Source organism: Aquabacterium commune (genome assembly GCF_004362855.1).
In the GTDB taxonomy this organism is placed as follows: domain Bacteria; phylum Pseudomonadota; class Gammaproteobacteria; order Burkholderiales; family Burkholderiaceae_C; genus Aquabacterium; species Aquabacterium commune.
The window spans coordinates 34,613-55,215 of sequence record NZ_SNXW01000003.1; the positions used below are offsets into that span (position 1 = coordinate 34,613).

General features: G+C 70.8%; 10 protein-coding genes. 6 read left to right on the forward strand and 4 right to left on the reverse strand.

Annotated features, from left to right (window positions below; genetic code table 11):
* Positions 1 to 78: 78 nt before the first annotated feature.
* The 3 genes from EV672_RS06470 (at position 79) to EV672_RS06480 (ending at position 8,491) form a co-directional block, all read left to right on the forward strand.
* Complete coding sequence (locus EV672_RS06470) at positions 79 to 3,099, forward strand: PD-(D/E)XK nuclease family protein (protein WP_166643482.1); 3,021 nt, start codon at positions 79 to 81, stop codon at positions 3,097 to 3,099.
* Complete coding sequence (locus EV672_RS06475; RefSeq protein WP_166643483.1) at positions 3,089 to 6,526, forward strand: UvrD-helicase domain-containing protein; 3,438 nt, start codon at positions 3,089 to 3,091, stop codon at positions 6,524 to 6,526. The genes EV672_RS06470 and EV672_RS06475 overlap by 11 nt, the downstream gene beginning before the upstream one ends.
* Positions 6,527 to 6,700: 174 nt before the next feature.
* Positions 6,701 to 8,491 (forward strand): serine/threonine protein kinase, encoded by a 1,791-nt coding sequence (locus tag EV672_RS06480; RefSeq protein WP_133607495.1) that lies wholly within the window; start codon positions 6,701 to 6,703, stop codon positions 8,489 to 8,491.
* A gap of 20 nt (positions 8,492 to 8,511) precedes the next feature.
* Here EV672_RS06480 and EV672_RS06485 read toward each other — a convergent pair whose 3' ends face one another.
* Positions 8,512 to 9,549, reverse strand: a complete 1,038-nt coding sequence (locus EV672_RS06485; RefSeq protein WP_133607497.1) for a quinone-dependent dihydroorotate dehydrogenase — start codon at positions 9,547 to 9,549, stop codon at positions 8,512 to 8,514.
* A gap of 102 nt (positions 9,550 to 9,651) precedes the next feature.
* Between EV672_RS06485 and EV672_RS06490 the strand changes: the two genes are divergently transcribed.
* From EV672_RS06490 to EV672_RS19355, 3 genes are read left to right on the forward strand one after another with little or no spacing between them, the layout of a single operon-like run.
* A complete protein-coding gene (locus EV672_RS06490; RefSeq protein WP_133607499.1) occupies positions 9,652 to 12,075 on the forward strand; it encodes a Tex family protein in 2,424 nt (807 codons plus the stop codon).
* Positions 12,076 to 12,108: 33 nt separating this feature from the next.
* On the forward strand, positions 12,109 to 12,381 hold the full coding sequence (locus EV672_RS06495) for a DUF2281 domain-containing protein (protein WP_243738563.1): 273 nt from the start codon (positions 12,109 to 12,111) through the stop codon (positions 12,379 to 12,381).
* Positions 12,382 to 12,401: 20 nt separating this feature from the next.
* Entirely contained in the window at positions 12,402 to 12,767 is a 366-nt protein-coding gene (locus EV672_RS19355; protein WP_166643484.1) for a putative toxin-antitoxin system toxin component, PIN family, read from the forward strand.
* Here EV672_RS19355 and EV672_RS06505 read toward each other — a convergent pair.
* The 3 genes from EV672_RS06505 to EV672_RS06515 form a co-directional block, all read right to left on the reverse strand.
* Complete coding sequence (locus EV672_RS06505; protein ID WP_133607504.1) at positions 12,703 to 13,887, reverse strand: calcium:cation antiporter; 1,185 nt, start codon at positions 13,885 to 13,887, stop codon at positions 12,703 to 12,705. The two genes, EV672_RS19355 and EV672_RS06505, sit on opposite strands and share 65 nt — an antisense overlap.
* A 29-nt stretch (positions 13,888 to 13,916) precedes the next feature.
* Positions 13,917 to 16,313 (reverse strand): heavy metal translocating P-type ATPase, encoded by a 2,397-nt coding sequence (locus EV672_RS06510; RefSeq protein WP_133607506.1) that lies wholly within the window; start codon positions 16,311 to 16,313, stop codon positions 13,917 to 13,919.
* A 419-nt stretch (positions 16,314 to 16,732) separates the two neighbouring features.
* The gene (locus tag EV672_RS06515) at positions 16,733 to 20,515 is read right to left on the reverse strand and encodes a class I SAM-dependent DNA methyltransferase (protein WP_243738564.1); all 3,783 of its coding nucleotides are present in this window, start codon (positions 20,513 to 20,515) and stop codon (positions 16,733 to 16,735) included.
* Between the last annotated feature and the right edge of the window lie 88 nt (positions 20,516 to 20,603).

Sequence of the window (20,603 nt, forward strand, 5' to 3'; positions counted from 1 at the left end):
CAGGCCAGCCGGAAATCATCAAACTCAATCATGCCGATAGTCAGCGCCTTGGGCGATCCTGTGTCCGGAGGTTCTCATGTGGATGTGGCCAATCTGCTGCCCGGCTTGACGCAGCCCTGGGTTTGGGCCCCGGGTGTGGCGCCGCAGCAGGCGTGGCGCGATTGGGCTTTGCAAACGTCGGCCTGGTTGCAGGGGCAGGGCGTTGAGGCGCGCGACGCCTGTGTGGTGCTGCCCGTGGGCGCGGTGCTGTCGCAGGCGCGCCAGGCTTGGGCGCAGGCCGTGGGCGGCTGGTTGCCGCGCATCGACACCATCGCGGGGCTGATCGATGGCCTGGCCTGGTCGCACACGCCGCCGGTCTGGGGCGGGGCCTTGGCCGAGGTGTTCGCGGGGCCGGTGACGCTGGACAGCGTGTGGGACCGGTTGCACGCACGCCACAGTCTGCAGGCGCAGGCATGGGCCAAGCAGTGGTCCCGGCGCGATCCGCGGGGTTTCGAGTTCGCGCTGGACCAGGTGGTGGACGCCGCCCAAGCCTGGACGCGCGCTTTGCAAGGCTGTGCGCCCGAAGCCCGATCGGCGCGGGTGGAGGCCTGGCGGGCGCTGATGTCTGAGGCCCAGGGGCAGGGCGGTGCGTCCCACGGGCCTGGCCACCGCGAGGCCTTGTTGCTGGCCTGGGCCCTGGAATGGGCGGCCGCATCGGCGCAACAGGGCTTTGCCTCTGACGCGGTGTTCGCCTGCGCGGTGGACCGTGCGGGCCCGGCGGCCTGGGTGGCGGTGAATGCCGGCGACACGGTGGCGCCTGGCAGCGAGGGCGCCTTGACCCTGGCCGTGCTGGCCCATGCCGCGGCGCATGGCAAGCCGGTGAGGCGGGTCGTGGCGCGGCCGTCTGCGTTGGCGCCGGCCGATGCCGTGGACGGGGCCTTGGCGGACAGCTCGTTTGATCACTCGTTCGATCGCTCATCCGGCAAGCCGCCCAGCCCGAGCGTGACCCTGCTGGCTTGCGCCGACACGCTGGACGAGGCCCGCCAGGCCGCCGCGGCTGCTTTGCAGGCCGTCAACGCGGTGCGTGCGAACGCCTGTAACGGCGCGGCGCATCCGGTGGCCTTGATCGCGCTGGACCGCGGCGTGGTGCGCCACGCGCGGGCCTTGCTGGAAGAGATGGGCGTGTCCCTGGCTGATGAGACCGGCTGGCGGCTGTCCACGACGCGCGCGGCCACCGTGTGTTCGCGCCTGCTGGCGGCATCGAACCCGCGGGCATCGACCGACGAGGTGTTGGACTGGTTGAAGTCGGGCTGGTTGCGCTGGGATGCTGCACAAGGTGCCACGCAGGGCGGCCCTCACACCCACCTGGACGATGCCGTCGGGCAGCTGGAAGCCTGGTGCCGCCAGCACGGGCTGGTGCAGGCCTGGGGGCTGGGTGCTGTCATGGCGTCGCCTTCGGACCTGGCGCGCTCGCTGCCGGTGGACGGTGCGGCCGTGTGGCGTTGGGCGCAGGCTGCTGTGGCCCCTTTGCAGGCCATGTGGCGCGACCGCCGCGGCAACCTGGCGGGCTGGCTGCAGGCCTTGCACGCGACCATGGCCGCCTGTGGCGCCCAGGCGTCGTTGTGCGAAGACGCGGCGGGCTTGCTGGTCTGGGAGGCGTTGCGCCTCGGCGAGTTCGAAGCCGCACCAGCATCGACGGGGGATGCGTCGGCAGAGGCTGCGCAGGGCAGGGCTCCCGCGTCGGGGTGGCTGGCCGTGTGCCAGCGCACGCGCATGGATGGCGCCGCGCTGCAGCGCTGGGTCCGCGAGGTGCTGGAAGAGGTGACCTTTCGGCCCGCACCGCCTGAAGGCGCGCCCGATGTGGTCATCACGACCCTGGCACGTGCGGTGCTGCGGCCTTTCTCGGCCGTGGTCATGCCCGGTGCCGACGAGCGCCAGCTGGGCGCTTTGCCCAACAGCCCGGGCTGGCTGGGCCAGCGCTTGCGCGAGGCCATGGGTTTGTCCACCGCGGTGCAGTTGCGCGAAGCCCAGTGGGAGGCCCTGGGGTTGCTGCTGACCCAGCCGGAGGTGACTTGCCTGCACCGACGGGCGCAAGGCAGCGAGACGCTGGAGCCCAGCCCCTGGCTGACCCGCTGGGCACAAGGCCGTCCCGACGCCGTGCTGCACGGCACCGACCCCCGCGAAGCCCTGGCCGTGGCGGCCACGCCCGTGGCCATGCCCGCACCCAGCCTGATGGGGGCGCCCGTGGGTTTGCCGGCGCGGGTGTCGGCCACCAGCTACGAGCAATTGCGCCAGTGTCCCTACCGCTTCTTTGCCGCCACGGTGCTGGGTTTGCGCCAGGCGGACGAGCTGGAGGAAGGTCTGGAGGCGTCCGACTACGGCATCTGGCTGCACGAGGTGCTCAGGCGCTTCCACGAAGCGCGCTCGCAGGCGCTGGCTTTCAGTCAGGCTGACGAGGACGTGGCCCAGTGGCTGGCCGTGGCGCGCGAGGTGTCGGTCGATCTGGGCATGGGTGGCGAAGGCCAGCGCGCCCATTTCCTGCCTTTCGCCGCGGCCTTGCCGGCCCTGGCCCGGGCCTACGTGGGCTGGTTGCGCACGCACGAGGCCGACGGTTGGGCCGTGCGCGCCACCGAGCAGTCCATCACCCGGGCCTTGGCCTTGCACGATGGCAGTGCGTTGCAGCTCTACGGGCAGCTGGACCGCATCGACGTGCGCCACGAGCCAGCCGGTGATGGCCAGGCCCGGCGCGAAGTGCGCTGGGTGCTCGATTACAAAACCGGCAACGCCGAGAGCCTGCGCCTGCGCGCCCAGTCGGGCAGCGAAGACACCCAACTCGCTTTCTACGCGGCCCTGGGCGCCGATGCACAGGGTCACACAGGCGATCAGGTCCGCGCAGGCTACGTCCACCTGGACCCCAAGGCCGTGAAGATGCTGGAGCACCCCGATGTGGCCGACAGCGCCGAAGCCCTGCTGCAAGGCCTGGCCAGCGATTGGCAGCGCCTGCGAGAAGGCAGCCCCTTGCCGGCCCTGGGCGAAGGCCCGGTGTGCGGCCACTGCCATGCGCGCGGCCTGTGCCGGCGCGACCACTGGACACCCGAGGAGGCCCACGATGGCCCATGAAGCCTACCAACTCGACGGCCAATGGGTGGACCCCGCTCGTTTCTACGCCGTGGCCTGCGACCCGCAGCGCAGCGTGGTCGTGGAAGCCTGCGCTGGCGCAGGCAAGACGTGGATGCTGGTGTCGCGCATCCTGCGGGCCATGCTCGATGGTGTGCCGCCGCAGCAGGTGCTGGCCATCACGTTCACGCGCAAGGCCGCGGGCGAAATGCGCGAGCGCCTGCACCGCTGGCTGGCCGATTTCGCCCAGGCCTCACCGGCGCAGCGCGAGACCGAATTGCGCCTGCGCGGCGTGCCCGAAGCGCGCTTGGCCGAGCTTTCGCCGCGCCTCGGGGCATTGCACGGGGAGTGGCTGGCCGGTGGCCGCGGCGTGGAAATCCACACCATCCACGGTTGGTTCTCCCGCCTGGTCAAGGCCGCGCCGCTGGACCTGCTGGCCGAGCTGAACCTGCCGCCCGAGCTGCAATTGCTGGAAGACACCGAAGCCATCTGGCCCGAGCTGTGGGCGCGTTGCCTGCGGCGCATCGATGCGCTGGCGGGCGGTCGCCAGCCCGAGGCGTCGGCACCCAAGCAAGATGGGTCGCAGGGCGCCTCCCTCGATGACCCTCTCGACGATGCCTGGCTGGCCTTCCACGCCGTCATCCGCGCAGCCGGCCGCCACAACGCCCAGGCCTGGTTGCTGCAAGCCCTGCACAACCGCCTGGAGGTGTTCCTGGCAGAGCAGGGCGGTGTGCTCGCCGACAGCGTGCCTTCTGCAGCCGATTGGGACGCACAGTGGGCAGGCTTGGACCACCCTCACCAGGCGCTGGCGCGCACATCGGTGAACGACGGCTTCTGGGCGCTGGCACGAGCCCAGGCCACGGCCAAGCCGGGCAGCAAGGCGGTCAAGGCCGGCGAAGCCGTGGCGCTGGCGCTGGCCGAGACCGATCTGGCCCAGCGCATGGACGCCCTCCTGCAAGCCCTGTTCACCAAAGACGGCAAGGGCGACGCGCGCAAGCAGCTCGGCGATGCCCCCGAGCTGGCCTGGGCCCAAGCCTGGCTCCACGACCTGCGCCAGGCCTGTGCCCAGCAAGACGCCCACGCCTTGCACCGCCAGATGGTCACGCTCAGCCGCCTGATGATGGACGAGTACGCCGCCTTCAAGCGCGAACGCGGCCTGGCCGACATGGCCGACTTGGAACTGGCCGCGGCCCGCCTGCTCAGCGACGAGGCCCTGGCCGGCTGGGTGCAGCAACGCCTGGACAGCCAGGTGCGCCAGGTCCTGATGGACGAGTTCCAGGACACCAGCCCGCTGCAGTGGCAGGCCCTGCGCGCCTGGCTGTCGGCCTATGCCGGTGCGGGCGGTGGCGGCAGCGGCCGCGAGCCCTTGCAGGTCTTCCTGGTGGGCGACCCCAAGCAAAGCATCTACCGCTTCCGCCGGGCCGATCCCCGCGTCTTCGAAGCGGCCAAGGACTTCGTCATCGAGGGCCTGGGCGGCCACCTGCTGGCCTGCGACCACACCCGCCGCAACGCCCCTGGCGTGCTGGACTGCCTCAACCGCGTCATGGGCCAGGCCCACGCCGAGGGCGCCTTCCCCGGCTGGCGCACGCACACCACGACCTCGCAGGACGCCGCGCGCATCCGCGTGCTGCCCAGCGTGTCCAAAGACAGTGCTGACAGCACAGGTGTCAACGGTGCCGATGACGGCCAGGCAGATGACACCGGCGAGTCCAGCACCCCCTGGCGCGACACCCTGCGCACCCCGCGCCTGCAGGCCCGCACCACCGTCAAGGCGGTGGAGGCGGCGCAGTTGGCCCAGGCCGTCGCCCACGCCGTGCGCCACGAAGGCGTGCCCGCCGATGAGGTTTTCGTGCTCAGCCGCACCCGCGCGACCCTGGCCCTGGTGGCCGAAGCGCTCGACGCGCTGGGCGTGCCCCACGTGGCGCCCGACAACACCCCGCTGATCGACACCCCCGAGGTGCGCGACCTGGTCGCCGTGGTCGAGGCGCTGGTGTCGCCCCGCCAGAACCTGGCGCTGGCGCATGCGCTCAAGAGCCCGGTGTTCGGCGTGGATGACGCCGGCCTGATGGCCCTGGCGGCGTGGGCCACCAAGCCCCAAGCGTCCACCCCCTGGTGGGACGCCCTGCAAGCCTGGGCCGCCTCCGGCGAAGCCATGCCCGAAGCCCTCGCCCGCGCTGCGCATCTGCTGTCGGCCTGGCGGGGTCTGGCCGCGCAATTGCCCCCGCACGACTTGCTCACGCGCATCGTCACCCAGGGCGAGGTGCGCGAGCGCGTGCTGGCCTGCGTGCCGACCAGCCAGCGCGCCCAGGCGCTGTGGCACATCGACGCCTTGCTGGCCCACACCCTGGAGATGGACGCCGGCCGCGACGCCACGCCTTACCGCTGGATCCGCGCGCTGCGCCAGCAGTCGCCGACCTTGCCGGCGCGTGCCCAGGCCGGCGCCGTGCAGCTGCTGACCATCCACGGCGCCAAGGGCCTGGAGGCCCAGGTCGTGTTCATGCTCGACACCGACCCGCTGCCACCCAAACGCGCCAGCTATGCCCTGTTGGTGGACTGGCCCGACAACGCACCGCACCCCGCCCGCGTGGCCTTCGTCCAGGCTGAAAGCGCGCCGCCGCCCAGCCTGGCCGCGCCGTTGGAGGCCGAGCGCCTGGCCGCCCAGCGCGAGGAGCTCAACGCCCTCTACGTGGCCCTCACCCGGGCGCGCGAACAGCTCGTTTTCAGCCGCAGCGTGCCCAGCCGGGCATCGTCGTCGGGGGCGATGAGCTGGTGGCAGCGCCTGGTGGCGTCCGAAGCCATCGACCCGCAAGGCGAAGCCATGGCAGGGCAGGGCAATGCGCCGGGCCTGCAAACCCCGCGTGCCGCGATGGCCGAACTTGCCGTCCTGCCAGCGCTGCGGCCCAAGCCAGCCGACGACAACCTCGCCGCTGATGCTGAAGCCGACGACCCCCACACCCGCCTGCTGGGCCAGGCCGTGCACCGCGCGCTGGAGGTGCTCACCGTGCAGCCCGTGTCGGCGCGCAGCGAAGCCCTGGTGCGGCAAGCGGTGGTGTCGGCGCTGCGCAGCGTCGGGCTGCCCACCCGATGGCAAGGGGATGCCGAAGCGCGCACCCGCGCCATCCTGTTCGCGCCGGAGTTGCAGCCCTGGCTGGACCCGCAGCGCCTCTTGTGGGCCGGCAACGAGGTGGCGCTGTGCCACGAGGGGCAGACCCTGCGCCTGGACCGCCTGGTCGCTCGCCAGACGGATGCCGGCCGCGAGTGGTGGGTGATCGACTACAAGCTCAACGCCCAGCCCGACGCGCTGCTGTCTCACCGGCAGCAACTGCGGCGCTACATCGCGGCGGTCAGCCACCTGCAGCCGGGCGAGCCGGTGCGGGCGGCTTTCGTCTCCGGCAAGGGGCAGTGGTTGCCGGTGGACGCGCTGGGTTGAGCGCTCCGGTCTGCGCTCTTGAATGCGCGCTTGGATGTGGACCAGACCGTGACAAATGCACGAGGCTGGGAACAAGACGCTGAATCCGTGGCTTTACAGGGTTTTGCCTGACGGCCGGGTGTAGTGCAATCGTCGGTAACAAAGGGACACAGACCCTTCCCCCAAGGATCCGCCTTGCCCCCGCCCACCATGGCCGCTGCCACGCCCCCTCCCACCGCTGCGCCTCGCCTGTTCGGCCGATTCGAGCTGCGACAGATGCTGGGCCGCAGCATGGCCTCCAGCACCTGGCTGGCCTGGGACCCGCGCGCCCAGCAAGACATGCTCTTGTGCGTGCCCCGCGCCCAGCCGGCCAACGCAACCGAGCGGGAAGAGTGGACGCAGGACGTGCTGTCGGCGGCCCGCCTCAAACACCCCCACCTGGCCGAAGCACTGGAAGTTGGCAGCCACGACGGCTGGCCCTTCCTGACAGCGGCCCGCAACGGCGGCATGACCCTGCTGGAGCGCCTGCAGACCAGCCCGCCGCCCACCCCCCTGGAAGTGGCCCACTGGACCTGCGAGCTGCTCGAAGGCCTGGCCTACGCCCACGAAGCCGGCGTGGCCCACCAGGACATCGGCCTGCACACGGTGCTCATCGACAAGGCCGGCCATGCGCTGCTGGTCAGCCTGGGCGCCGGTCTCGTGCCACTGCAGCCGGGCCAGGCGCAACGCACGCCGCGCGGCCGCCAGGAAATCCGCAAAACGACCGAGCGCGACGTGCTGATGGTCGGCCTCTTGCTGCACCGCCTGCTGGCCAACCACCCTGCGCTCGACGACGCCGACATCTACAGCGCCGCCAACCGCGTGGGCGCGGAAATCGTGCGCCTGCCCTGGACCACGCCCCACCCGGTGCCCGAAACGCTGCGCGCCATCGTCAACCGCGCCACCGACCGCCAGCACCGCCAGCGCTACCTCAACGCCCGCACGCTGCTGAGCGCCTTGCAGGGCTGGGTCAAGACCAACGCCACCGACTCCGGCGGGCCGCTGGCCTTGCTGCTCGACCGCCTCAACAGCGTCGGTTCCCTGCCAGGGCGGCCCGACACCGAGCGCGGCTTCATCGCCGCCTTGTCGGCCGATTCCCTGCGCGTGGACGATTTTGTCGATGTGATGGTGAAGAACCCCGCCCTGGTCTGGGAGCTGATGCGCGCGGTCAACACCGCCGGCTACAGCAGCACCTCCAGCGACGATGGCGTCACCACGCTGTCGCGTGCCGTGCTGCTGCTCGGGCAGAAGGGGCTGCGCCAGGTGCAGGCTGCGGTGCGCAGCTGGCCCGGTGTGCTCGCGGCCATGGCCAGCATGTCGGCCGAAGCAGGCCAGGCGGCCATGAAGGCGCTGGAAGATGAGTTGCGCAACACCTGCCTGGCCGGCCACATCGCCCGGCTGATGGCGCCGTTCTCCATCCATGACGAAGAGGCCAGCATCGCGGCCATGTCGCAGCGCCTGAGCTGGTTGCTGGTGCTCTACCACTTCCCCGATGAAGCCTTGCAGATCCAGCGCCTGACGCAGGCCGCACCGCCCAGCGAGCCCGGCGCGCAGCCCACACCCGGCATGAGCCTGGAGGCGGCCGCCGGTGCGGTGCTGGGCATCAACCTCGACGACCTGACGGCCGCGGTCATGCGCCACTGGGGCCTGCACGAGCGCCTGGTCCAGGCGGCTCGGCCCGTGGGCTTGCAACGCGGCGTGCGCCACCCGGCCAACCCCGAAGACATCTTGCGCACCGTGGCCAGCATGGCCAACGAGGTGGTCAACGCCACCGCGCTGCAAGGCCCCAAGTTCCTGGCGGCCATGCAGCAGGTGCATGCGCGCTATGCCCGTCCGCTGGAGCTGGGCCCCAAGGAATGCGGCCAGGCCTTGGAGCGCGCCATCCGATTGGTGGACAACCTGCCCTTGGCCGACGCACCGGTCAGCGGGATGATGTCGCTGGGTTGATGTCGCTGGGTTGAAGGCGCTCAGCCGTGGCGCAGCGCCTCGGCACAGTCCTTCACCAGGCCCGGGCCTTCGTAGATGAGGCCGGTGTAGATCTGCACCAAGTCGGCGCCCGCATCGCGCTTGGCGCGGGCATCGGCGGCGCTCATCACGCCACCCACCCCGATGATTGGGTAACGCGGGCCGAGCGCCGCACGCAGCTGGCGGATCACCTGGTTGCTGGCCTCCAGCACGGGCGCGCCGCTCAGGCCGCCGGTCTCAAGCGCGTGCGGCAGGCCTTGCACGGCCTCGCGGGACACCGTCGTGTTCGTGGCGATCACGCCGTCGATGCCGTTTTTCTGCAGCGTGGCCGCGATCACGCCCACCTGGGTTTCGTCCAGATCGGGGGCGATTTTCACGAACATGGGCACCGTGCGGCCGTGCCGCGCGATCAGCTGCTGGCGGCGTTCCTGCAGGCGGCCCAGCAGCGCGTCCAGGGCCTCGTCGCTTTGCAGCGCGCGCAGGTTCTGCGTGTTCGGGCTGGAGATGTTGACGGTGACGTAGTCGGCGTGCGGGAAGACACCGTCCAGGCCGATCAGGTAGTCATCGACCGCGCTTTCGATGGGCGTGGCCGCGTTCTTGCCGATGTTCAGGCCCAGGATGCCGCCGTTGCGGCGAAAGCTCGCACGCTTGACGTTGGCCAGGAAGCTGTCGAGGCCTTCGTTGTTGAAGCCCAGGCGGTTGATCAGCGCGTTCGCCTCGGGCAGGCGGAACATGCGGGGCTTGGGATTGCCCGGCTGGCCCTTGGGCGTCACGGTGCCCACCTCCACGAAGCCGAAGCCCATGGCGCCCAGGCCGTCGATCACGCGGCCGTTCTTGTCCAGGCCGGCGGCCATGCCCACGCGGTTGGGGAAGGTGATGCCGGCCAGGGTGACCGGGTCCTGCACCCGCTGCTCGGCCCACAGGCAGGCCAGGGGCGTGTTCTGGAAGCGGGCCAGCGCAGCGATGGTCAGGTCGTGGGCGACCTCGGGGTCCAGCTTGAACAGGACGGTTTTCGGGAGGAAGTAGGGGATCAGAGCCATGCCGTGATTGTCCCCGATCCGCGGGTGCCCTGTGGCAAACTGCCCCGCTTCCGACGCCCGCCCCTCTGACGCCCAACCCTCCCAAGCCCAAAGAGAACTGCCTTGGACAAGATCCTGCTGCAACTGGCCGCCGAACTGAAGGTTCGCCCCTCCCAAGTCAAATCCGCCGTGGACCTGCTGGATGGCGGCGCCACCGTGCCCTTCATCGCGCGTTACCGCAAGGAGGCCACCGACGGCCTCGACGACATCCAGCTGCGTGAGCTCGAAGCCCGCCTGGCCTACCTGCGCGAGCTGGAAGACCGCCGCGCCGCCGTGCTCAAAAGCATCGAGGAGCAAGGCAAGCTCACGCCCGAATTGCGCACCGCCATCGAGGCCGCGCCCACGAAGCAGGAGCTGGAAGACCTCTACCTGCCCTACAAGCAAAAGCGCCGCACCAAGGGCATGATCGCCCGCGAAGCCGGCATCGAGCCACTGGCTGAACGGCTCTTCGCCGACCCGACGCTCGACCCACTGGCCGAGGCCACCGCCTTCCACGCTGCCCAGGCAAGCGAAGCTGGCGCCACTTTCACCGACGCCTTCGCCGATGCCTTCGCGGTGCTCGACGGCGTGCGCGACATCCTCTCCGAGCGCTGGGCCGAAGACGCCGAGCTCATCGGCAAGCTGCGCGACTGGCTCTGGGCCGAAGGCCTGTTCCAGTCCAAGCTGATGTCGGGCAAGGACGAGCTCAACGCCGACGTCGCCAAGTTCCGCGACTACTTCGACTACGACGAGCCCATCCGCACCGTGCCCTCGCACCGCGCCCTGGCCGTGTTCCGTGGCCGTGCCAACGAGATCCTCGACGCCAAGCTGGTGCTGGCCGAAGACCTGGACGCGGCGCAAGCCCAGGCCGCTGGTGCCGTGAAAGACGCCAAGGCGCCACGCCCCGTGTCCGCCGCCGAAGCCCGCATTGCCATGCACCTGGGCTGGTCGCACAAGAAGCGCCCGGGCGACGACCTGCTGCGCAAGACCGTGGCCTGGACCTGGAAGGTCAAGCTCTCGCTCAGCCTGGAGCGCGACCTCTTCACCCGCCTGCGTGAATCGGCCGAAGCCACCGCCATCAAGGTGTTCGCCGAGAACCTGCGCGACCTGCTGCTGGCCGCGCCGGCAGGCAAGCGCGTGGTCATGGGCCTGGACCCGGGCATCCGCACCGGCGTGAAGGTGGCCGTGGTGTCCGACACCGGCAAGGTGCTCGACACCAGCACGGTCTATCCGCACGAGCCGCGCAAGGACTGGGAGGGCAGCATCCACACCCTGGCCAAGCTCTGCGCCACGCACGGCGTGAACCTGATCGCCATCGGCAATGGCACGGCCAGCCGCGAAACCGACAAGCTGGCCGCCGACCTCATCAAGCGCCTGCAGCAACTCGCACCCGGTGCCGTCATCGACAAGGTGGTGGTGTCCGAGGCCGGTGCTTCGGTTTATTCGGCGTCTGAGTTCGCCAGCAAGGAACTGCCCGATCTGGACGTGAGCATCCGCGGCGCCGTGTCGATCGCCCGCCGCCTGCAAGACCCGCTGGCCGAGCTCGTGAAGATCGACCCCAAGAGCATTGGCGTGGGCCAGTACCAGCACGACGTCAACCAAAGCGAGCTGGCCAAGACGCTGGACGCCGTGGTGGAAGACTGCGTCAACGGCGTGGGCGTGGACCTCAACACGGCCTCGGCGCCGCTGCTGTCGCGCGTGTCGGGCCTGAGCGCCACCGTGGCCAACAGCATCGTGCGCTGGCGCGACGCCAATGGCGCGTTCAAGAACCGCAAGCAACTCATGGACGTGGCCGGCCTGGGCGCCAAGACCTTCGAGCAGGCCGCGGGCTTTTTGCGCATCCGCGACGGCGACAACCCGCTCGATGTGTCGGGCGTGCACCCCGAAACCTACCCCGTGGTGCAGAAGATGCTGGCCCACACCGGCAAGGCCGCGGCCGAACTGGTGGGCAAGAGCGACGTGCTGCGCACGCTCAAACCCGAGCTGTTCGCCGACGAGAAGTTCGGCGTCATCACGGTGCGCGACATCCTCACCGAGCTGGAAAAGCCAGGCCGCGACCCACGCCCCGACTTCAAGGTGGCCCGCTTCAACGACGGCGTGGACGACATCAAAGACCTGCAAGAAGGCATGGTGCTGGAGGGCACGGTCTCCAACGTGGCGCAGTTCGGCGCCTTCGTGGACCTGGGCGTGCACCAGGACGGCCTGGTGCATGTGAGCCAGCTGGCCAACAAGTTCGTCAGCGACGCGCGCGAGGTGGTCAAGACCGGCGACATCGTCAAGGTGCGCGTGCTGGAAGTGGACATGGCCCGCAAGCGCATCTCACTCACCATGAAGCTGGACAGCGCGCCGGCGCCCAGAGCTTCCGGTGCTGGCGCAGGCAAGGACAACAGCTTCCGCCCGGCCGCGCGCAACGAGCGCATGGGCGGTGGCGGCGGGCGTGGTGCACCTGCACCGGCCAGCCCGGCCAACTCCGCCATGGCCGCGGCGTTCGCCAAGCTCAAGCGCTGAGTTCTCCGCAGGGCGGGGCCTCGTGGAAGTATCATGAAACCCGCCTTGAGAAGGAGTTCTGCAATGACGGCAATCGAACTGCAACTGATGGAACGCCTCAAGAAGCTGTCACCCAGCCGAGTGGCCGAGGTTTTTGACTTCGTGGAGTTTCTGGCCTCGCGTGAAGAGCGCGCCGCAGCCGCCCAGAGGCTCACCGAAGGCATGGCCAGGCTTGACGCCTTGAACCTGCCGCCGGTCTCTGAAGATGAGGTCGAAGCCGAGGTGCAGGCCGCACGGCTGGCGCGCCGCGCTCAGCAGGGCGCTTGAGCCCAAGGCCCGAGCGAACAGTGCGCATCGTCATCGACACCAACTTGCTGGTGTCCGGCGTGATTTCCGACGGGCCACCCCGCCAGTTGCTCAACTCCGCCAAAGCCGGGGAGTTTGAGTTCTGCACCAGCGAGACACTGCTGACCGAACTGCTCGATGTGCTCTCACGCGGCAAGTTCGCGGCGCGGCTCGCCCAGGCCGGGCTGACCTCATCGCCTCGGGCGACAAGCGCGATTTGCTGCCACTTGGCAGCCATCAGGGCATGCCCATCGTCACGGCTGTCGAGGCTTTGCAGCGGATCCAAGGGCACTGAACCAGGGCTCAAGGCACCACGGTCAAGAACAAGAACGCCGCGAACAGCACCAGGTGCACCGCGCCCTGCATGACGGTGGCGCGGCCGCTGCCCAGGGTCAGGGTGGCGGTGATGAGGGTCAGGGCCAGCAGCACGATCTGCATGGGCGGCAGGCCCAGCACGATGGCAAACGGGAACCAGGGCGACAGGCCGGCCACGACCGGGATGGTCAGGCCGATGCTGGCCAGGCCCGAGCCCAGCGCCAGGTTCAGGCTGCTCTGCATGCGGTTGCCTTTGGCCGCGCGGATGGCGGCGCCGGTCTCGGGCAGCAGCACGATGAGGGCGATGACGACGCCGGCCACCGCGTGCGGCAGGCCAGCGGCATCGACACCGGCTTCCAGCGCTGGGGCCAGGGCCTTGGCCAGGCCGACCACGCCCACCAGGGACAACATCAGCAGGCCCAGGCTGGTCCAGGCCACGGCGTTGGAGGGCGGCTCGGCGTGGTGGTGTTCGTCGGGGTGCGCATCGGCGCGTGCGTCCGTGAGGTCGCCGCCCTGGCCGCCCACCGGCAGGAAGTAGTCGCGGTGGCGCACGGTCTGCACGAACACGAACACGCCGTACAAGGCCAGCGAGGCCACGCCGGCGAAGGCCAGTTGCGAGCCGCTGTAGGTCGGGCCTGGCGTGGTCTGGGTGAAGCTGGGCAGCACCAGCGAGAGGCCGGCCATGGCGCCGAGCGCGGCCAATGCCGGGCTCGTGCCCTCGACGCGGTAGGCCAGCACGCCATGGCGCAGGCCGCCCAGCACCAGGCACAGGCCGACGATGCCATTGCTGGCGATCATGACCGCGGCGAACACCGTGTCACGCGCCAGCGAGTTGGCGCTTTCGCCGCCGGCCAGCATCAGCGAGACGATCAAGGCCACCTCGATGATGGTGACGGCCACGGCCAGCACCAGCGTGCCGAAGGGCTCGCCGACGCGGTGGGCCACGACCTCGGCGTGGTGGATGGCGGCCATCACGGCGGCGAACAGGGCCGCGGTCAGCACGGCGCCCAGCCCCAAGCCCAGCGGCCGACCCCAGGCGGCGGCCAGCAGGCCCAAGGCCAGCACTGGCACGGCCAGGCACCATGGGGGCAGGGCGGGGTTGCGCAGCCAGTGGGTGGGCGCGGCAGGGCTGTGGGCGGTGGCGTCGGTGGGGGCGGTGGGGTCCAGGGGCATGGCCTGATCCTAAATGATCCGGCCCGAGGTCATGGCCGCCATCGCAGCAGCCTGAGCCCATTGAAGACGACCAGCAGGCTGGCGCCCATGTCGGCGAACACCGCCATCCACAGCGTGGCCTGGCCGGTGAAGGCCAGCGCGAAGAAGACCACCTTGATGCCCAAGGCGAGTGCGATGTTCTGCCAGAGGATGGCGCCGGTGGCCTGGCTCAGGCGGATGAAGCTGGCCAGCTTGCGGGGGTCGTCGTCCATGATGGCCACGTCGGCGGTTTCCAGCGCGGTGGCGGTGCCGGCCGCGCCCATGGCCAGGCCGATGTCGGCGCGGGCCAGGGCAGGGGCGTCGTTGACGCCGTCGCCCACCATGGCGACGCGGCCATGCGCGGCTTTCAGGGCCTCGATGGCGCTGAGCTTGTCCTGCGGCAGCAGGCCGCCGCGGGCGTCTGCCACACCGAGTTGCGCGGCCACGTGCCGCACGGCCTGGGCGTTGTCGCCGCTCAGCACGGCGGTGTGCACGCCGAGGGCCTGCAGTTCCTGGATGGCCTGGGCCGAGGTGGGCCGCAGCGTGTCGGCCACGCCCAGCACGGCGGCCGGGCCATCGGCGTTGAACAGCACGAAGGCCGTGCGGCCCTGCGCTTCCAGCGCCTGCAGGCGGGCCACGGCCTGGCCCAACTGGCCCAGGTGCGCGCCGCCAGCCTGCTCGGCGGTTTTCTCCTGCAGCCAGCGCGCGTGGCCGAGGCACCAGGCCTGACCATCGACCGTGCCTTGCACGCCGCGGCCCGCTTGCAGGGTGAAGTCATGCACCGGGCTGAGGGTCGCCCCTGCCGTGGCCACCCGCTCGCGCCAGCCGGCCGCCACCGCGCGGGCCACCGGGTGGGTGCTGGCCGCGTCCAGGCTGGCGGCGATGCGCAGGGCCTCGGCGTCGCTCAACGCGGCACCGTGCACCTGCACGCCGGGCAGGGCCTGGCAATCGGTCAGGGCGGGGCGGCCTTCGGTGAGCGTGCCGGTTTTGTCCAGCGCGATGGCGCGCAGGTGGCGCCCGGCCTCCAGGTGCACGCCGCCTTTGACGAGGATGCCCAGGCGCGCCGCCGCGGCCAGGCCACTCACCACCGTCACCGGGGTGGACACCACCAGCGCGCAGGGGCAGGCGATCACCAGCAGCACCAGGGCCTGGTAAGCCCAGGGCTGCCACCCCTCGGAAGGCGTGGCGCTCAGCCAGGGCCCCAGCAGCGCCACACCGAGGGCCAGCAGCACCACGGCGGGCGTGTACCAGCGCGCGAAGGCATCGACAAAGCGCTGCGTGGGCGCGCGCTGCGCCTGGGCTTGCTGGATGGCCGCGGCCATGCGCGCCAGCGTGCCGCCGCTGGCCGTGGCCGTGGTGCGTGCTTCGATCAGGCCGTCGGCCAGCACGCTGCCGGCGAACAGGGCGTCGCCCACGGCCTTGTCCACGGGCAGGCCCTCGCCGGTGATGGCGGCCTCGTTGAGCGCACCCTGGCCCTGCGTGATGTCGGCGTCCAAGGGCACGCGCTCGCCGGCGCGCACGCGGATGCGGCTGCCCACGGCGACCTCGGCCACCGGGCGCTCGGCCCAATCACCCGAACCGTTCGCCTTGGCAGACCACACCCAGGCCACCTCGGGCGCCAGCGCCGACAGCGCCTGCACCGCCTTGCGCGCCCGCTCCAGCGACAGCGCCTCGATGGCTTCGGCCACGGCGAACAGGAACAGCACCATCGCCGCCTCGGACCATTTGCCAATCACCAGCGCACCCAGCACCGCCAGCGACATCAGAAAGTAGATGTTCAGCGTGGCGTGGCGCAGCGCAATCCAGCCTTTCTGAGCGGTCGGGCCGCCCGCCAGGCCCATCGACAGCGCGGCCAGTGCCATCACCGGGAGCGACACCTCCACGCCCGTCGCCCAGGCGGCGGCCTCTGCGCCCACCGCGGCCAGGCCAGAGGCGGCCAGCAGCCAGCGCTGGCGCGTGGGCACAGCCGGCGGCAGGGGCTGCACGGTTTGCCCGGCGGCCAGCACGCGCGGCGCCATGCCGATGTCGGCCAGGGCGGCTTCCAGCGGCAAGGTCGCGTCCAGGGTGTGGTGCACGGTCAGTTCGCGCGACAGCAGGTTGAAATCCAGGCGCGCCACACCGGCCATGGGCGCCAGCTTCTGGCGGATCAGGCCTTCCTCGGTCGGGCAGTCCATCTGCTCGATGCGAAAGCGCACGGGCCGGGTGCCGGGCGGCGCGTCCGCGGCGGCGGGCGGCGGCGTGAGCGTGGAGGTGCAGCAGTCGCCATGGTCGTGGCTGTGGTCGTGGCTGCCTTCGCTGTGACCGCCGTGCTCGCCGTGCGGGTGGCCGTGATCGGCGCTCAGTGCTTCGGGCGGCGCACTCGCCACGCGGATGGGGATGACGGGATGGCGGCGTGGCGGGGTGCTCATGGCGCCCATTGTCCCGCGCTTGCGGCCTTCCTGGCGGCGTGTGGGGGCTTGCGTGCTGCACGTGCCGAGCTTTGTGCTCGGGTCACGCACCTCGGAGGTGCGCGCGCCGAGCTCAGAGCTGCAGTGACGCACCTTTTTGCTGCGTGAGCCGAGCAAAAAGCTCGGCGCGCGGAGATGCGCAGCTCGGCACGCCGAGCTCAGAGCTCCGTGCATGCACCTCAAAGGTGCGCAAGCCGAGCTCTGAGCTCCGCGTGTGTCGTGATTTGCTCGGGCGGTGCAGCAAAAAGCTCGGCGCATGCACCTCGGAGGTGTGCGGGCCGAGCTCAGAGCAGGAAGGCTGGGGAAAAACGCTCAGGCGGCGGTGTGCGCAAGCCGCAAGCGGAGGTGGCCCGCGAAAGGCGGGCAGTTCCGGGCGCGGCTCATGCCCCCCGCCACGCCGCGGCAGCGCCCTGCTGGGTGGCCTGCGCGCGGCCCAGGGCCGTGAGGGTGTCGAGGATCTGCGGCAGGCGCTTTTTCCAGGGGCCGCGCCCGGTGAAGCGGTCGGCGAGCTGGGCTTCGCTCAGCGGCGAGGGGCTGGTTTGCAGGGCGTCGGCCACGGCGCGCATTTGCTCTGGCAGTTCGGCGGGCCAGGGCTGGCGGGCGCGTTGGGCGCCTGCACCTTGCGATGAGGCCGCTGCATCTGTGGCCTCCGCGGCCTCCGACCCTTCCGATGCCTCCAACGCTGCCCCGCCATCGGGCGCGTCGCGGCCGGCGGCATCGCTGCCCGAGCCAGCGGCAGATGGGGCCACGGTGGCCAAGGGCAGAGCGCTTTGCGTGGCCGCTGCGGCGCGCTGCGCCGGGTCCTGGAAGGCGGGGCGCAGCCAGCGCACGGTGCCGTTGGCTTCTTCGGCGGCGCGGCGGGCGTTCAGGGCGACGAGGCGGCCGAGCAGGGCGTCCGTCCAGGCCTGGCGGGCGCTCAACTGGCCCTCGCTGCTGTCGCCGCCCGTGCTGCCCGCGCCGTGGCCCCAGGGCACCTCGCCCAGGTCGGCCCAGCCGTAGGCCTGCAGCACGGCGGCGTCGAGCTCGGTGTGCAGGCTCAGCAGCACGCCGGCCAGGCCGGCATCGTGGTGCTGCTTTTCCTTGGCGCTGAGGGGGCGGCCGGCGCGCAGGGCTTCGAGCACGTTGTAGAGCCCGGTCAGCGTCAGGCCCGCGGCCTGGCCTTCGGTGGATGCGAGCACGCGCTTGCGGTGGGCGTCGATGGCTTCGGCGCGGGCGCGCAGGGTGTTGGCGAGGGGGCTGGCGGGGGCGAAGCCGGTGTCGTCGGCGGGGAAGGGGAAGGTTTCGAAGCAGCGGGTTTTGTTGTAGCGCGGGTCGTTGCCCACGCCGAGGCGGCTGCCGGTGGCCAGGGCCCATTCGCCGTGCACGGTGCTGGACAGCACGGCCAGGGGCAGGGCGTCGTCCAGGGCGATGGCGATCAGCATGTTGTCAGGCAGCACATCGGCATCGAGGAACTGGAAGACGCGGTGCTTGGTGGTTTCGACGGTGGCGATGTAGCGGGGGAGGTTGGCCAGTTGCTGGCGCATGTCTCCACGAAGTCTGCGATGAAGCCACCAACTTTCGCGGACGGATGCCATGCGGTTCACGTCGCGCTCCGGCTTCACCCGGTCGTGCAGCCACTGGTAAATGGCGGGGTAGCGGTTGCGCACGGCATCGGCGTCCAGGCCGAACAGGTCGATCACCATCGACCCGCGCGGCGTGGCTGTCAGGTCTCGGCCATTGCGGTAGGCGCGGATATGGCGCTCCAGCCCCGGCTCGCGGCCCAGGCCCAGCGCAGCGGCCTCGTCCGGCGTGACGATGAAGCCGGCGCTACCCAGTTCATGCCCGCGGTTTGAAATGCCCATGTTGGCCCGCAAGGCCACGGCCCCGGCCACGTTGGCGCCCACGCGCAGGTCGGCATGGACCACACCGGTTTGGCCGGTCAGGGCCACGGCCACCTCGTCGTGCTCGCCGGCGGTTTCGCTGCTCACGCTCAGCAGGCGGCCTTCGCCGGTGCCTGCGGCGCCCACGGTCATGGCAATGCGCACGGCGGCCCCGGCGGCGCTGTCCACCCAGGGGTGGTCGGGCACGGCAAAGCGCAGGTGCAGCGGGGCTTTGCCATCTGACAGGTGGGCCTCGATGACGCGGCGGTTGAAGGTCTGGCGCAGGCTGTTGGTGGTGATGAGGCCAAACTGCCGCACGGCGCCCTGGCGGGTCAGGGTGGCGGCGTGGTCCCACCAGTGCATGACGAAATCGGCGCTGTCGGGCACGCCGGGCCAGGCGGCGCGCAGGGCCTCCACATAGCCATCGCCCAGCGCAGCCCGCATCGTGCTGGCACCAATGAACGGCGGGTTGCCCACGATGTAGTCGGCCTGCGGCCAGGCGGCCGGGCGCGGGTTCAGGTAGCGCCACTGCGGCGTTTGCGCGGCCTCGTCGGGCACGGGCAGGCCCGTCACGGGGTGGGGCTTGTGGGTGACGCCGTCCCAGCGGGTCAGGGCGTGGCCTTGGGCATCGAGGGCGGGCTCCTGGCCATCGCAGGCCAGCACGGCGTCGCGGTGCGCGATGTTGCCGAAGTCGTGCACCACGGGCTCGGCCACGCTGGCGGCGCCCTGGGTGCGGATGTGCCACTGCAAATGCCCGATCCACAGCACCAGCTCGGCCAGGGCGGCGGCGCGCTGGTTGAGCTCGATGCCCAGCAGCTGCTTGGGCGTGACGGTTTCGCCCTCCAGGCCGAGCTTGCTTTGGGTGTCGCCCAGGTCGTGCAGCTGGTTGAGCACCTCGCCTTCCAGGCGCTTGAGGTGTTCCAGCGTCACGTACAGGAAGTTGCCGCTGCCGCAGGCCGGGTCCAGCACGCGCACGGTGCACAGCTGGTGGTGGAACTGGCGCACGGTGGCGCGCGCCTCGTTCATGGCCTTGGCGGCCTGGCTCACCTGCTTGGCCGTGGGGGCCTTCGGCTTGCCTTTGGCATCGAGCGGGTGCTGCAGGGCCTGTGCTTCGCTGGCCAGCAGCAGGGCGGCGGCCTGGGCGTCGGCCCACTGGGCGCGCAAGGGCTCGATCACGGTGGGCAGCACCAGGCGCTCCACGTAGGCGCGCGGCGTGTAGTGGGCGCCGAGGGCGTGGCGCTCGGTGGGGTTGAGGGCGCGCTCCAGCAGGGTGCCGAAGATGGCGGGTTCCACGGCGGTCCAGTCGGCCTGGGCGGCGCGCAGCAGCAGCCTGATCTGCGGCTTGCTCAGGGGCAGCACGTAGCCGTCTTGCGCATGGCCTTTGAAGATCTTGCCGTTGAAGCGCAGCAGTTGCGCGTTGAGCGCGCCGTTGTAGTCGCCCGTGTCCATGTCGCGCCAGAGCACGCGCAACTGGCGCTGCAGCGCGTCGGGCTCGTCGATGTGGCGCTCCAGCAGGGTGCGGAAGCTGTCGCGCGGCAGCAGGGCCACGTCTTCGGCGAACATGCAAAACAGCGCACGCGTCAGGAAGGCCGCGACCTGCTCGGAGGGGTGGCCGGCGTCTTCCAGCGAGCGCGCCACCTCGGCGAGCTTGGCGGCCACATCGCGCGTGACCTCGGCGCTCAAGCGCGCCGGGTCCAGCGACATCGGTGCCATCCAGACCTTGCGCAGGCGCTCGCGCACCTGGGGCTGGGCCAGATCGACCAGCGCGATGCGGTGGCTGCGCGTGTCGGGGAAGGGCGTGTAGGTGCCGCCGCTGCGCGAGAACTCGGCGTAGAGCTCGATGACGTGGCCGACGTCGATGACGATCAGGAAAGGCGGGCGGCCCTCGCTTTGCGGCAGGGCGCGGGCGTAGTTTTCCGCTTGCTGGCGCGCACCGAGCATGGCCGTCTGGAAGCCCTGGGTGTGCGGCGCGGTGCGGATCTTTTTGGCCTCCAGCACGAAGGCATCGCGGCGGTAGCAGTCGAGGAAGCAGCTGGTGTCGTTGCCATCGCCAAAGGCCATGCGCACGCGGCGCTCGAACACATAGGGGTTCTCGCGCTGGTCGTGGTGGGCGGGCTCGGGGCGGGGCACGCCGAGCACGTCGCACAGCTCGGTGATGAACATCTGGTAGTTGGCGCGCTCGCTGCCATCCTTGCCTTGCCATTTGGCGATGAGCGCGAGTGCGGCGGCCTGTGCCTGGGCTTGGGCTTGGGTCTGAGCTTCGGCGCTGGCCGGGTTTCCCTGGGTGTGTGCTTGTGTCGTCATGCGGGGGATTCTGCCAAAGGGGTGTGGCGGCTTGGCGCTGCCCATCCGATACAGTTCGGCAAAGCCCAAGACCACACCACCAACACCC